This is a genomic window from Spirillospora sp. CA-108201 (genome assembly GCF_050936235.1).
Lineage (GTDB): Bacteria > Actinomycetota > Actinomycetes > Streptosporangiales > Streptosporangiaceae > Spirillospora.
The window spans coordinates 2,226,388-2,239,737 of record NZ_JBNJNE010000001.1 but is presented as its reverse complement, the minus strand read 5'-3'; the positions used below and the strand labels follow the sequence as shown (position 1 = coordinate 2,239,737).

Sequence of the window (13,350 nt, the reverse complement as noted above, 5' to 3'; positions counted from 1 at the left end):
GGGCTCAGCCGACCGGAAGCAGGAACGCCCGCATCACCGGGCGCAGGCTCGGGATGAGGTCGTACCCGCCGGCCTCGTGCAGCGGCACCCAGGCGCAGCCGTCCAGGTGGTCGCCCGCCTCCTGGTTCTCCAGGGTGACGTCCAGGGTCACCGGCCGGCAGCGGCGCGCCGCCGCCACCACCCGGATCTGCCCGCCGGGACCGCCGCGGTCGGGCATGAACCACTGCCAGAGGTGGAACGGCGGCCCCGGATCGATCTTCAGGCCGACCTCCTCCCAGACCTCGCGGCGGATGTGGTCGTCGAGATCGAGGTCGGCGTCCTCCTCCAGCCGGCCGCCGGGCACCTCCCAGCGGCCGGGGTGGAACGGGTCGGTGGCGGCCTTGCGGACCAGGAGCAGCCGTCCGCGGGACACGATGAACGCCTTCTGCGCGAACTGGAGCCGGACCGGCGGCGCGGCGGTGAGGGGGCCGGGGGCGCCGGCGTCGACCGAGGGCATCGCGGGAGACCTCTCTGGTGCCGGCCCCACCGGGCCGTCTCGGCACCACCGTAACAATCCGCGGCCTCCGCGCCGAGAGGCCCGCCGGGCCAGAACCCTCTCACCTCGCGGTGGTGCTCGCAGGCACCGGGAATGCTGCCGATTCGCGGCCTGTTGCACTCATTGGCGTACCTCATCCGGGTGCTCGCGCGGCGAGAGGCCGCGGGAGCCGTCCGGCATGGCGCACCCGGTCCCGCCGGGTGGTATTCTTGGTGGTCGACCGGCCCTGTACGCGCGACCAGACGGTGGTGCGTGCCGGGCGCTCAAGCGGAGGCCACCTCCCACCTGACCGGCTGCAAGGCCGGTGGGTCTCGGTCCGGCGAACGGGCGTTGAGCCCGTCCCGTCGTCGTTCCCGGGCGGCATGACCGTTCCCGGGAGACCGAAGGTGGCCCCGTGCGTGAGTCGTGCGGGGCTTTTCTCGTGGAAGCCTCGGGGTACGACCGGTCCAACGAACCTGAGAACGGCCCCAAGGAGGTCCCATCAGCGCCGAACCGCGTATCAACGACCGCATTCGCGTGCCCGAGGTCCGGCTCGTCGGCCCGAACGGCGAACAGGTGGGCATCGTGCCCATCGCCAAGGCCCTTGAACTCGCGCGTGAGTCGGACCTCGACCTCGTCGAGGTGGCGCCCACCGCGCGTCCGCCCGTCGCGAAGCTCATGGACTACGGCAAGTTCAAGTACGAGTCCGCGATGAAGGCGCGTGAGGCGCGGAAGAACCAGGCGCACACGGTCATCAAGGAGATCAAGCTCCGCCCGAAGATCGACCCGCACGACTACGAGACCAAGAAGGGTCACGTGGTGCGGTTCCTGAAGGCCGGGGACAAGGTGAAGGTCACGATCATGTTCCGTGGTCGTGAGCAGTCCCGTCCCGAGCTCGGTTTCCGGCTGCTGCAGCGGCTCGCCGACGACGTCGAGGACCTCGGCTTCGTCGAGTCGCGGCCCAAGCAGGACGGCCGGAACATGATCATGGTGATCGGTCCGCACAAGAAGAAGACGGCCCGCGGGCAGGAGTCGGAGACGACCGCCTGACGGCCGTTCAGGGACCGGCCTCGCGGCGGCCCCCATCTCCGCGACCTCGCGGCTGAGCGGGGTCGCGGCGCACGTACATTGAGGCCTGACCTGGCGCGTCCACGGATCACCGTGCGGTGCGCCGATCAGGCGTGCCTCCGTGCCCGTCGGTGCGGAGACCGGGAAAGAGGGAGACGACGGCGACCATGCCGAAGACCAAGACCCACAGCGGTGCCAAGAAGCGCTTCAAGCTGACCGGCTCCGGCAAGGTGATGCGCCGCCGCGCCAACCGCAACCACCTGCTCGAGCACAAGCCGTCCAAGCGGACCCGGCGGCTCGACGGCCCCGCCGTGGTGGCCCCCGCCGACGCCAAGAACATCAAGAAGCTGCTGCGCAAGTAGCGCTCGACCGGGAACATCGCCGACCGGCCGAGGCCAGCACGGCCTCAGCCCCCACGAAGGAGTTCAGCACGTGGCACGCGTGAAGCGGGCGGTCAACGCCGCCAAGAAGCGTCGGGTCGTCCTGGAGCGGTCGAGTGGCTACCGCGGTCAGCGTTCGCGCCTGTACCGCAAGGCCAAGGAGCAGCAGCTCCACTCGATGACCTACGCCTTCCGGGACCGCAAGGACCGCAAGGGCCAGTTCCGCCGGCTGTGGATCCAGCGGATCAACGCCGCGGCCCGCGCCAACGGCATCACCTACAACCGGTTCATCCAGGGCCTGAAGGCCGCCGAGGTCGAGGTCGACCGGCGCATGCTCGCCGAACTCGCCGTCAACGACGCCCCGGCGTTCGCCGCCCTGGTCAAGGTCGCCAAGGACGCGCTCCCGGCCGAGGGTTCGGAGGCGGCCTGAGCCGGGTGACCGGCACACGGGCGATCACAGCGACATGGCGGGCCGCGAGCTGACCTCTCTCCGATCACCACGGGTGAAGGCCGCTCGGCGGCTCGCCAAACGCGCCTTCCGGCGCCGTGAGAACCGGTTCCTCGCCGAGGGGCCGCAGGCGGTGCGGGAGGCGCTGCGGATCCCCGGCGGGCTCGCCGAGCTGTTCACCACGGCCGAGGCCGAGGCCCGCCACCCCGAGCTGGTGCTCGCCGCCGAGCGCGCCGGCGCGCCGGTGCTGCGCGTCAGTGGCGAGATCATGGCGGAGCTGGCCCAGACCGTCACCCCGCAGGGGCTCCTGGCGGTCTGCGAGTTCGTCGACGTCCCGCTGGACAGGGCGCTGGAGACCGGTCCCCGGCTGGTGACCGTGCTCGCGCACGTCCGCGACCCCGGCAACGCGGGGACCGTCCTGCGCACCGCCGACGCCGCGGGCTCCGAGACGGTCGTGTTCACCGACGCGTCCGTCGACCCCTACAACGGCAAGTGCGTCCGCGCCTCCGCCGGCAGCCTGTTCCACCTGCCGGTCGTGGTCGGGCCCCGGTTCGACACGCTGATCCCGGAGCTGAAGGGCGCGGGCCTGACCGTCCTCGCCGCCGACGGCGCGGGCGACCGCACCCTCGACGAGGCGATCGACGAGGGGGTGCTCGCGCGCCCCACCGCCTGGGTGTTCGGGAACGAGGCATGGGGGCTGCCCGAAGAGATCCTGCGGCATGTGGACGAGGTCGTCCGCGTGCCCATCTACGGGCGCGCCGAGAGCCTGAACCTGGCGACGGCCGCCGCCGTATGCCTCTATGCGTCGGCCCGCGCGCAGCGCGGCTCCGGGGGAGAGCGCCCGAGCGGGACGTGAGACACGGCGCGGTCGCGGTGTTTCGATGCATTCCGTGATCGAATGGCCGCATGCGGTCGCCATTGGCACCGCCTCGTGACCGTTGAGCTGGGAAGATGGTCTTCGCGTGGACGCGGCGCAGGGGGGCCTGCCGCCGCGTGGGGCTCGTTCGCGGGTAGGAGCGAGAACCGCGACCGGCGGGGGATCACGCCGTCGCGATGCTGCGCCTAACGTGTTGATCAGTGGGTTGACCAGGGCGGCGACGACGCCGCACAGAGTGGGGGCGAGCGTGATGACCGAGGAGAGCAGGCGGACCGGAAGGCCGGGCCGGCGTCCCCCGGAGGTGCGGTGCCGGGCCGGCGCGGTCCAGGCGCCCGCCGTCCCCGACGCCGCCCCGGACGCTCCCGGCGCGCACGCCGCCGACGGGCTGCGCATCGAGACCGCCAGGATCGGGGCCGGCACGGCCGTCGTCGCGGTGGCCGGGGAGATCGACCTGCGCACCGCCGGGCCGCTGCGCGACCGGCTCGTGGAGATGCACGGGCGGCTGCCGGGGCCGGGGCCGCGCCGCCTGGTGGCCGACTTCGCCGCCGTCCCGTTCTGCGACGCGGCCGGGCTCGGCGCCCTGGTCGCCGCGCACAACCAGATCTCGGCGTCCGGCGGGGAGATCGCCCTCGCCGGGGTGCGGCCCGCCCAGCTGCGGCTTCTGAAGATCACCGGTCTGCACCGGCTGTTCGCCGTCCACCCCGACGTCGAGACCGCGCTGTCGGGTCAGGACTCGCCCACGAGGTCCGGATGAGGGCGCGAACCCCTGATGAGGGCCCCCGTGAGGGGTGGCGACACCCCGCACGGAGGCTACACATGCCTTGCCGCGAGGCGGTTTCCGGGTCCCGTTAGGGGCCCGACTCCGGCTAGAGTCTCTTTCCGACAGGCCGCGTTCCCATCGGTGTTCTGGAGGCCGCTGTGGGCGGAGAGGAACCCCCTCTCGTGGCCGCGCGCGGACCCGAGGCGGGGTCCGGGCCGGGCCCCGAGAGCGGTGGCCCGGACGACCTGCCCGACGGGCTGATGGTCGCCGGCCGGGACGCCCGCGTCGTCGTGTTCAACGCCGCCGCCGCGCGGATCACCGGGATCCCCGCCGGTTCGGCCGTGGGCCGCGACTTCCGCGACGTCCTGCCCCTGCACGACGCCGAGGGCCGCGACTGGTGGAAGTGCCTGGCCCCCTACGACGGCCTGTCCACCCGCACCCGCCATCCCGAGCGCGTGCTGTTCCTTCCGGGCGGCACCGAGGTGCTCGTGACCGCCGCCTACCGGCGCGACGCCGAGCGCCGCGTGGAACGGTTCACCGTGTGCCTGCGCGACGCCCTGCACCGCGCCCGGCAGGAGCGCGACCGCGCCGACCTCGTCTCCACCGTCGCCCACGAGCTGCGTTCCCCGCTCACCAGCGTCAAGGGGTTCACCGCGACGCTGCTGGCCAAGTGGCACCGCTTCAACGACGACCAGAAGCGGGTGATGCTGGAGACCGTCAACGCCGACGCCGACCGCGTCACCCGGCTGATCACCGAGCTGCTGGACGTGTCCCGCATCGAGTCGGGCCGGCTGGAGATGCGCCGCCAGGTCGTCGACATCCCCGAGGAGGTCCGCAAGGTCATCGCGGGCCGGGTGGCGGCGGGGGAGGCGGAGGGCCGGTTCCGCTTCGAGACGCGCGGCGAGCTGCCCGAGATGTGGCTTGATCCCGACAAGATGGATCAAATCCTCGGCAACCTGGTCGAAAACGCGGTGCGCCACGGGGCGGGCACTGTCACCATTGTGGTGGAGCCGGACGCGCATAAGGAGGGGGCGGCCGTGTCGGTGCGCGACGAGGGCGAGGGCATTCCGCCCGAGGCCGTCCAGCGCGTCTTCCGGCAGTTCTGGCGCGGCCCCGGCGGCAGCCGCCGCGGCGGTACCGGGCTCGGGCTCTACATCGTCAAGGGGCTGGTCGAGGCGCACGGCGGCGTGATCACCGTGCGGCGGGCGCCCGGCGGCGGCGCCGAGTTCCGATTTACCGTGCCCGCAGGGGCCCCCGACTACGCCGGCTGAGCCGCGGCCCACGCCGCGCGCCGCGGCACCGGGTCCCGGGCGGGCCAGCGCGTCACGCGCACGCTTTCCGGATGTTCTCCGCCCGCGCACTAGACTGCGGGCGTCCCACGCCGACCGGAGTCGATCACACCACCATGTCTGCACCCAACAAGTCCTATGACCCCGTCGAGGTTTCCGCGCTGCAGCCCGAAGAGCTGGAGCGGGCCCGCGCCGAGGCGCTCGCGGCGATCGCCGCGGCCGCCGACCTCGACGCCCTGAAGCAGGTCCGGCTGGCGCACGCCGGCGACCGTTCCCCGCTGGCCCTGGCCAACCGCGAGATCGGCGCGCTGCCGCCGGCGGCCCGCGCCGAGGCCGGCAAGCGCATCGGCGCCGCGCGGGGCGCGGTGGGGAAGGCGCTGAAGGAGCGCCAGGCCGAGCTGGAGGAGGAGCGCGACCGCCGCGTCCTCGTCGAGGAGACGGTCGACGTCACCCTGCCGTGGGACCGCGCGCCGCGCGGCGCCCGCCACCCGCTGACCACGATGCAGGAGCGGATGGCCGACGTCTTCGTCTCGATGGGCTTCGAGGTCTCCGAGGGCCCCGAGGTCGAGGCGGAGTGGTTCAACTTCGACGCCCTGAACTTCCTGCCCGACCACCCGGCCCGCACGATGCAGGACACCTTCTTCGTCGAGTCGGAGGAGTCCGGGCTGGTGATGCGCACCCACACCTCGCCGATGCAGATCAGGTCGCTGCTGTCGCGGCCGCTGCCGGTGTACGTGGTGGCGCCCGGCCGCACGTTCCGCACCGACGAACTGGACGCCACGCACAGCCCTGTGTTCCACCAGCTGGAGGGCCTCGCGGTCGACGAGGGCCTGACGATGGCCGACCTGCGCGGCGGCATCGACGCGTTCGTCACCGGCATGTTCGGCGAGGGGCTGAGGACGCGGTTCAGGCCGTCGTTCTTCCCGTTCACCGAGCCGTCCGCCGAGGTCGACATGCAGTGCTTCGTGTGCCGGGGCGCGTCCGCGGAGCCGGGCGGCGACCCGTGCCGCACCTGCAGCTCGGAGGGGTGGATCGAGCTCGGCGGCTGCGGCATGGTCAACCCGCGGGTCCTGGTGGCCTGCGGGGTCGACCCGGACCGCTACAGCGGCTGGGCGTTCGGGCTCGGTGTCGAGCGGACGCTGATGTTCCGGCACGGTGTGGAAGACATGTACGACATGGTGGAGGGCGACGTCCGGTTCACCCTCCCGTTCGGGATGGAGATCTGATGCGGGCCCCGCTTTCCTGGCTGCGCGAGTACGTCGAGCTCCCGGCCGGCGTCACGGGCCGCGCGCTGGCCGCCGAGCTGATCGCGGCGGGCCTGGAGGTCGAGACGGTCGAGCGGGCCGGCGCCGACATCGCCGGTCCGCTCGTGGTCGGCGAGGTCCTGGAGATCGAGGAGCTGACCGGCTTCAAGAAGCCGATCCGCCACTGCCAGGTGGACGTCGGCGACGCGAACGGCGCGGGGGAGCCGCAGAGCATCGTCTGCGGCGCCTCGAACTTCGCCGTCGGCGACCGCGTGGTGGTGATCCTGCCGGGCGGCGTGCTGCCCGGGGGGTTCGAGATCGGCGCCCGCAAGACCTACGGGCGCATGTCGGCGGGCATGATCTGCTCGGTCACCGAGCTCGGGATCGGGGACGACCACAGCGGCATCCTCGTCCTGCCGCCGGACGCCCCCGTCGGCGCCGACGCGATCGAGCTGCTCGGGCTGCGCGACGACGTCCTCGACATCGCCGTCACGCCCGACCGCGGCTACGCCCTGTCCATCCGCGGCATCGCCCGCGAGGCCGCCACGGCCTACGGGGTGCCGTTCAGGGACCCGGCGGACGTCGAGCTTCCCTCCGACGAGGGGGCGGGCCACCCGGCGAGCATCGGCGACCCGGCCGTGTGCGACCGGTTCGTCCTGCGCGAGGTGAGCGGCTTCGACCCGGACGCGCGGACCCCGCTGTGGATGCAGGTGCGCCTGCACCGCGCGGGGATGCGGCCGGTGTCGCTGGCGGTCGACATCACCAACTACCTGATGCTGGAGCTCGGGCAGCCGCTGCACGCGTTCGACCGGGGCAAGCTGACCGGCCCGATCGTCGTGCGGCGCGCCGAGCCCGGCGAGCGGCTGGAGACGCTCGACCACGTCAAGCGGGACCTCGACTCCGACGACGTCCTCATCACCGACGCGTCGGGCCCGATCTCGATGGCCGGCACGATGGGCGGCCTGGCCACCGAGATCGACGAGCGGTCGCGCGACATGGTCGTCGAGGCCGCGCACTTCGACGCCATGGGCGTCGCCCGGATGAGCCGCCGGCACCGCCTGCACAGCGAGGCGTCCCACCGGTTCGAGCGCGGCGTCGACCGCGAGCTGCCGCTGTACGCCTCCTACCGGGCGGTGCGGATGCTGGCCGAGCTGGGCGGCGCGAAGATCGAGGCCGGTGTCACGCACGCCGAGGCGCCGGTCGAGCGCGCCGTGGTGGAGATGCCCGCCGGGCATCCCGACCGGGTGGCGGGCGTGGCCTACGGCCGGGACGCGGTCGTCCGCCGCCTGGAGCAGGTCGGCTGCGCGGTGGCGGGCGACGACGTGCTGACGGTGACGCCGCCGTCCTGGCGTCCCGACCTCACCGCGCCCAACGACCTCGCCGAGGAGGTCATCCGCCTGGAGGGGTACGAGGACATCCCGGCCCGGGCGCCGCGCCCGGCGGCGGGCAAGGGCCTGACCGTCGAGCAGCGGTTGCGCCGCCGGGTGGGCCGCGCGCTCGCCGGCGCCGGGTACGTGGAGGCGCTCGCCTTCCCGTTCGTCGCCGAGAAGGACCTGGACGGCCTCCAGCTCCCGGCGGACGACGCGCGGCGGCGGACGCTGCGGCTCGCGAACCCGATGTCGGAGGAGGAGCCGCTGCTGCGCACCACGCTGCTGCCGGGCCTGCTCAAGGTGCTGGCGCTCAACGTGGGGCGCGGCTTCGGCGACGCCGCCCTGTTCGAGGTGGGCGTGGTGTTCCGGCCGCGCCCGGACGCCCCGGAGCGGGCGCCGCGGCTCGCCGTGGACCGCGGCCCGACGGCCGAGGAGGTCGCCGGGCTGGAGGCCGCGCTGCCGGACCAGCCGTACCGGGTCGCGGTGGTGCTGTCGGGCGACCGCGAGCCGTCGGGCTGGTGGGGCGAGGGCCGTCCCGCGCTGTGGGCGGACGCGGTCGAGGCGGCCCGCACGGTGGCCCGCGAGGTCGGGGTCGAACTGGCGGTGAAGGCCGACCAGCACGCGCCCTGGCATCCGGGCCGCTGCGCCGCGCTCTACGCGGGCGACACGCTCGTGGGGCACGCCGGCGAGCTGCACCCGCGCGTCACGAAGGCGTACGGGCTGCCGGCGCGGTCGTGCGCGATGGAGCTGGAGCTGCGCCGCCTCGGCGAGCCGGTGACCGTCTCCGCGGCGCATGTGTCGTCGTACCCGGTCGCCATGCAGGACGTCGCGCTGATCGTGGACTCCGCGGTGGCCGCCGCCGAGGTCGAGTCGGCCCTGCGCGACGGTGCGGGCGAGCTGCTGGAGGCGATCCGGCTGTTCGACGTCTACACGGGCGAGCAGGTCGGTGAGGGCCGCAAGTCGCTGGCGTACTCGCTGCGGTTCCGCGCCCCGGACCGGACGCTCACGGCCGAGGAGGCGTCGCAGGCCCGCGACTCCGCCGTGGCCGCCGCGTCCGAGCGGACCGGAGCCGTCCTGCGCGGCGCCTGACGGAACGCGCGTGTGCCCCGGACCCCGAGCAGGGGCCCGGGGCACACGCGTCCGGCCGTCGGCGAGCCCGGCCGGGGTCTTCTTAATGCTACTTGTGTTGCGATAAGTCGTCGGGTATCCTCGGCCGCGTCACATCGCCGCCCGGTTGGGGAGTCCATTGAGGATCTGAGGTCCGACACCGCGCAGTGGCCGTTCTCCGGCCCGCGCACGTGACCTCAGTGCGGACTCTTACCCGCCGGGCTTTTCCATGCCCGCCGGCGCGTCGCGCGATTCCGCGGTGTCTCCATGCGTTCCGCATCTTTCTCGTTCACCATGGAGGCCGCCCCTATGTCATTCGCCATCGTGTGCTCGGACCTGTCGTTCGTGTGGGAGGACGGCACCGTCGTGCTGGACGGGCTGGACGTCGCGTTCGGCGCCGGCCGGACGGGCCTGATCGGCGTCAACGGCTCCGGCAAGTCCACCCTTCTGAAGATCATCGCCGGTGAGCTGCGGCCGGGCTCGGGCACCGTCAGCGTCGACGGGGAGGTCGGCTACCTGCCGCAGAACCTCGTCCTCGACGACGCCGCGACGGTCTCGGACCTGCTCGGCATCACCGCGACCCGCGCGGCCCTGCACGCCATCGAGCGCGGCGAGGCCACCGAGGAGGACTTCGCCGCCGTCGGCGACGACTGGGACGTCGAGGAGCGCGCCCGCGCGGAGCTCGACCGGCTCGGCCTCGGCCACCTCGACCTGGACCGCACGGTCCCGACGCTGTCGGGCGGCGAGGCCGTGATGGTCGGTCTGGCGGCGCGGTTCCTGGCCCGCCCCGACGTGCTGCTGCTCGACGAGCCGACCAACAACCTGGACCTGGACGCGCGCCACCGCCTGTACGAGGCGGTCGCGTCCTGGACGGGCGTGCTCGTCGTCGTCAGCCATGACCGGGAGCTGCTCGACGGCGTCGACGAGATCGCCGACCTGCGCGAGGGCGGCGTCCGGTCCTTCGGCGGCAACCTGTCGGCCTACGAGGACCTGCTCGCCGTCGAGCGGGAGGCCGCGGAGCGGACGGTGCGGGCCGCCGAGACCGATCTGCGCCGCCAGAAGCGCGAACTGGAGGAGGCCCACGTCAAGCTGGCCCGGCGCAAGCGGTACGGCAACAAGATGCAGGAGAACAAGCGCGAACCGAAGATCGTGATGGGCGAGCGCAAGCGGCAGGCCCAGGTGTCGGCCGGCAAGCACCGCATCATGCACGAGGAGCGGCTCGCCGACGCCCGCACGCGGCTCACCGAGGCGGAGGGGGCCGTCCGCGAGGACGCCGAGATCCGCGTCGAGCTGCCCGCGACCCGCGTCCCGGCGGGGCGGACGGTGCTGACCGTCACGGGTCTCGCCGCCCCCGAGCCGGAGCCCGGCACGCTGGGCGAGCTGATCGTCCGGGGGCCGGAGCGGATCGCGCTCGTCGGGCCCAACGGCTCCGGCAAGACCACGTTCCTGCGGGCGGTCGTGGGCGACCGCGTCCCCGAGGGCACGGTCGTGAAGCTCGGGGTGGACGGCGTCCGGTACCTGCCGCAGCGGCTCGACGTCCTGGACGGGGAGCTCAGCGTCGCCGAGAACGTCCGCGTACAGGCGCCGTCGGCGCCGCCGGCGCGGGTCCGGGCGGGGCTGGCGCGGTTCTTGTTCCGCGGCGCGCGTGCCGACCAGCCGGCGGGGACCCTGTCGGGCGGCGAGCGGTTCCGCGCCGTGCTGGCGTCGCTGCTGCTCGCCGAGCCGGCTCCGCAGCTGCTCCTGCTGGACGAACCGACGAACAACCTCGACATGGCCAGTGCCGCGCAGCTCGGGCAGGCGCTCGCGGCCTACGAGGGCGCGCTGGTCGTGGTCAGCCACGACGTGCCGTTCCTGCGCACCCTCGGCATCACCCGCTGGCTGCGCATGGACCGGTCGTGCGGCCTCACCGAGGTCGAACCGATGTAGCGCGCGCCGGCCCCCGCGCGGACCGCTCCGCGCGGGGGCCGCCGCGGTCCGGTCAGGTCAGCACGCGCTTGGTGAAGGTGCGCGTCGCCGCCCACGTCAGCAGGACGGTCCCGCCGACGATGGCGAGCAGGAACGCCCACACCGGCATGTGCGGGATCTCCGGCGTGAGCGCGCTGCGCAGCCCCTCGCTGACGTAGACCAGCGGGTTGAACAGGCTGGCGATCTGCAGCCAGCGGATGTTGTCCAGCGCCGACCAGGGGTAGTAGACGCAGCCGAGCATGGTCATCGGCAGCAGCACCATCGCGAACAGGATCTGGACCTTCTGCGGGTTCATCAGCGTCCCGAGCAGCAGCCCGCCGGACGCCGACATCAGCGCCCCGACCACCATCACCACGATCAGCACCGGCCAGTCGTCCACGTGCACCTCGGGCGACTGGCCGTCGGCGTGGATGAACAGCACCGCGGGGAACACCAGCAGCCCGCCGATCATGCCCTGCGTCGCCGCCGCGATGATCTTCTGGACCGCCAGCAGCGGCACCGGGACCGGCGCCAGCGCCCGGTCGGTGATCGACTTCTGCCAGGTCAGCTCCATCATCAGCGGGAAGATCACTGCCATCATCGACTGCATGATGATCGACGACCCGACGAGCCCGGGGAGCAGGATGGTGGAGAACGTCGGCCCGCCCGGTCCGCCCGCCATGGCGCCGCCGCCGAGCTTCGGCAGCACGTAGGCGAACACGAACACGAACATGACCGGCTGCACCAGCACCCGGAGGAACGTCGACAGGAAGTTCTTGCGCATGACCCGCGCCTCGCGCGCCATCATCGCGGCGAACGTGCGGGGGACGGTGGCCCGCGCCGGGGGAGGCGGCGCCAGGACGGCGGGAGCGGTGGTCGCGCTCATTCGCGATAGTCCCTTCCGGTGAGGGTGAGGAAGACGGTCTCCAGGCTCGGGCGCAGCTGGGTGGCGTCGGTGACACCGATGCCGGCGGCCGAGCCGATCGTGACGAGCTCGCCGAGGATCCCCTCGGGCTCGGCGGCGAACACGCGCACCTGGCCGTCGTTCACCTCGACCTTGCTGATGCCCTCCCGGTCGGCGAGGGCCTTGATCCCGTCCGGGGCGGGGGAGTCGTAGGTCACGGTGATGACGGTGTCCGCGCCGGCGCTGGACTTCAGCTGGTCCACCGTGCCGCTGGCGAGGATCCTGCCGTGGTCGACGACCGCGACCCGGTCGCAGAGCGCCTCGGCCTCCTCCATGTAGTGGGTGGTGAGCAGGATCGTCTGGCCGGCCGCCTGGAGGCCCCGCAGCACCTCCCAGAGGTTGGTGCGGGTCTGCGGGTCGAGCCCGGCGGTCGGCTCGTCCAGGAACAGCACCTCGGGGCCGTGCATCAGGGCGCGGCAGATCATCACGCGCTTGGCCTGCCCGCCGGAGATCTCGAACGGGTTGCCGCCGCGCTGCTCGGTCAGCCCGAACAGCTCCAGCAGCTCGGCGGCGCGCTTGCGGGCGTCCCGCGCGCCGAGCCCGAAGTACCGGCCGCGGAACTCCAGGTTCTCGGCGACGGTCAGGTCGCTGTCGAGGGTGTTGTTCTGCGAGACGACGCCGATGCGGCGCTTGATCTCGACGGCGTCCCCGACCACGTCCAGGCCGGAGACGCTGGCGGTGCCGCCGGTCGGGACGACGAGCGTGGTGAGCATGCCGATGGTGGTCGACTTGCCCGCGCCGTTCGGGCCGAGCAGGCCGAAGAACTCGCCGCGCGGGACCTCGAGGTCGATGCCCTGGACGGCGGGCACCGCGGGACGCGGGCCGGACGCGGGGTAGGTCTTCTTCAGGTCGACCGTGCGAACGGCGGTCTCGGGGGGATGGGTCACGCGCCGTCTCCCTTCGCTTCCCCGTCGGGGGAGTAGTTCTCGAATTTGTGGATCAGCTTGAGCAGGAACCGGCGGACGGCCTCCTCGTCCTCCTCGCCGACGACGTCGTAGAGGCGGGCGAGGTCGCGGCCGATGGGGCCGGACTTCTCGGCCAGGAGCCGCCGCCCGGAGTCGGTGATGAGCAGCATCACGCCGCGCCGGTCCCGGTAGGAGCGCTCGCGCCGCACATGCCCGTTGCGTTCCAGCGTGTCGACGACCGAGGTGATCGTTGCGGGGGTGACCAGCAGGCGTTTGGCGACCTCGCCGGGTCGCAGCCCGTCCTCGGCGATCAGCAGGCGGAGCAGGAAGAAGCCCGCCGGGCTGATGCCGTGCCGCTCGATGATGCGCCACACGATCGGGCCCGACAGGCGTGACGCGGCCCCGAAGAGCCGGCCGATCGGCCACTCCTCCACGGGACCGAGCGACTTCAGGTCGCCGAGACCGAGGTTCTCCATGGGG

Annotated in this window: 13 protein-coding genes; 9 read left to right on the top strand and 4 right to left on the bottom strand. The window is 73.1% G+C overall.

The features are described 5' to 3' along the window. Positions 1–4: 4 nt before the first annotated feature. Complete coding sequence (locus ACQEU6_RS10965) at positions 5–496, bottom strand: NUDIX domain-containing protein (RefSeq protein ID WP_499331176.1); 492 nt, start codon at positions 494–496, stop codon at positions 5–7. 519 nt (positions 497–1,015) lie between these two features. On the opposite strand from ACQEU6_RS10965, the gene infC reads away from it, so the two are divergent. The 9 genes from infC (at position 1,016) to ACQEU6_RS10920 (ending at position 10,983) form a co-directional block, all read left to right on the top strand. Continuing rightward, positions 1,016–1,564 carry a translation initiation factor IF-3 gene (infC, locus tag ACQEU6_RS10960; protein WP_499340137.1) on the top strand — a complete coding sequence of 183 codons (549 nt, stop codon included), beginning with the start codon at positions 1,016–1,018 and terminating at the stop codon, positions 1,562–1,564. A gap of 185 nt (positions 1,565–1,749) precedes the next feature. Beyond that, on the top strand, positions 1,750–1,944 hold the full coding sequence (gene rpmI, locus ACQEU6_RS10955) for a 50S ribosomal protein L35 (RefSeq protein WP_499331174.1): 195 nt from the start codon (positions 1,750–1,752) through the stop codon (positions 1,942–1,944). Positions 1,945–2,014: 70 nt separating this feature from the next. Continuing rightward, on the top strand, positions 2,015–2,392 hold the full coding sequence (gene rplT / locus ACQEU6_RS10950; protein WP_021597478.1) for a 50S ribosomal protein L20: 378 nt from the start codon (positions 2,015–2,017) through the stop codon (positions 2,390–2,392). A 34-nt stretch (positions 2,393–2,426) separates the two neighbouring features. Then, a complete protein-coding gene (locus ACQEU6_RS10945) occupies positions 2,427–3,266 on the top strand; it encodes a TrmH family RNA methyltransferase (protein WP_499331173.1) in 840 nt (279 codons plus the stop codon). A gap of 271 nt (positions 3,267–3,537) precedes the next feature. After that, positions 3,538–4,041 (top strand): STAS domain-containing protein, encoded by a 504-nt coding sequence (locus ACQEU6_RS10940; protein ID WP_499331172.1) that lies wholly within the window; start codon positions 3,538–3,540, stop codon positions 4,039–4,041. Between the two features lie 188 nt (positions 4,042–4,229). Beyond that, entirely contained in the window at positions 4,230–5,318 is a 1,089-nt protein-coding gene (locus tag ACQEU6_RS10935; RefSeq protein WP_499331170.1) for a sensor histidine kinase, read from the top strand. 134 nt (positions 5,319–5,452) lie between these two features. Next, the gene (pheS, locus tag ACQEU6_RS10930; RefSeq protein WP_499331168.1) at positions 5,453–6,562 is read left to right on the top strand and encodes a phenylalanine--tRNA ligase subunit alpha; all 1,110 of its coding nucleotides are present in this window, start codon (positions 5,453–5,455) and stop codon (positions 6,560–6,562) included. Continuing rightward, positions 6,562–9,039 carry a phenylalanine--tRNA ligase subunit beta gene (pheT, locus tag ACQEU6_RS10925; RefSeq protein ID WP_499331166.1) on the top strand — a complete coding sequence of 826 codons (2,478 nt, stop codon included), beginning with the start codon at positions 6,562–6,564 and terminating at the stop codon, positions 9,037–9,039. Before pheS ends, pheT begins: the two co-directional genes overlap by 1 nt. A 327-nt stretch (positions 9,040–9,366) precedes the next feature. Next, entirely contained in the window at positions 9,367–10,983 is a 1,617-nt protein-coding gene (locus ACQEU6_RS10920) for an ABC-F family ATP-binding cassette domain-containing protein (RefSeq protein ID WP_499331165.1), read from the top strand. 52 nt (positions 10,984–11,035) lie between these two features. Here ACQEU6_RS10920 and ACQEU6_RS10915 read toward each other — a convergent pair whose 3' ends face one another. From ACQEU6_RS10915 to ACQEU6_RS10905, 3 genes are read right to left on the bottom strand one after another with little or no spacing between them, the layout of a single operon-like run. Then, positions 11,036–11,887, bottom strand: coding sequence for an ABC transporter permease (locus ACQEU6_RS10915; RefSeq protein ID WP_499331164.1), 852 nt, complete (start codon positions 11,885–11,887; stop codon positions 11,036–11,038). Further along, positions 11,884–12,852, bottom strand: coding sequence for an ABC transporter ATP-binding protein (locus tag ACQEU6_RS10910; RefSeq protein WP_499331163.1), 969 nt, complete (start codon positions 12,850–12,852; stop codon positions 11,884–11,886). Before ACQEU6_RS10910 ends, ACQEU6_RS10915 begins: the two co-directional genes overlap by 4 nt. After that, complete coding sequence (locus ACQEU6_RS10905; RefSeq protein ID WP_499331161.1) at positions 12,849–13,346, bottom strand: MarR family winged helix-turn-helix transcriptional regulator; 498 nt, start codon at positions 13,344–13,346, stop codon at positions 12,849–12,851. Before ACQEU6_RS10905 ends, ACQEU6_RS10910 begins: the two co-directional genes overlap by 4 nt. Between the last annotated feature and the right edge of the window lie 4 nt (positions 13,347–13,350).

Coding starts and splice junctions, on each gene's coding strand:
- ACQEU6_RS10915 (WP_499331164.1), bottom strand. CDS start 11,887: ATGAGCGCGACCACCGCTCCCGCCGTCCTGGCGCCGCCTCCCCCGGCG.
- ACQEU6_RS10940 (WP_499331172.1), top strand. CDS start 3,538: ATGACCGAGGAGAGCAGGCGGACCGGAAGGCCGGGCCGGCGTCCCCCG.
- ACQEU6_RS10945 (WP_499331173.1), top strand. CDS start 2,427: ATGGCGGGCCGCGAGCTGACCTCTCTCCGATCACCACGGGTGAAGGCC.
- rpmI (WP_499331174.1), top strand. CDS start 1,750: ATGCCGAAGACCAAGACCCACAGCGGTGCCAAGAAGCGCTTCAAGCTG.
- ACQEU6_RS10905 (WP_499331161.1), bottom strand. CDS start 13,346: ATGGAGAACCTCGGTCTCGGCGACCTGAAGTCGCTCGGTCCCGTGGAG.
- ACQEU6_RS10920 (WP_499331165.1), top strand. CDS start 9,367: ATGTCATTCGCCATCGTGTGCTCGGACCTGTCGTTCGTGTGGGAGGAC.
- pheT (WP_499331166.1), top strand. CDS start 6,562: ATGCGGGCCCCGCTTTCCTGGCTGCGCGAGTACGTCGAGCTCCCGGCC.
- pheS (WP_499331168.1), top strand. CDS start 5,453: ATGTCTGCACCCAACAAGTCCTATGACCCCGTCGAGGTTTCCGCGCTG.
- ACQEU6_RS10965 (WP_499331176.1), bottom strand. CDS start 496: ATGCCCTCGGTCGACGCCGGCGCCCCCGGCCCCCTCACCGCCGCGCCG.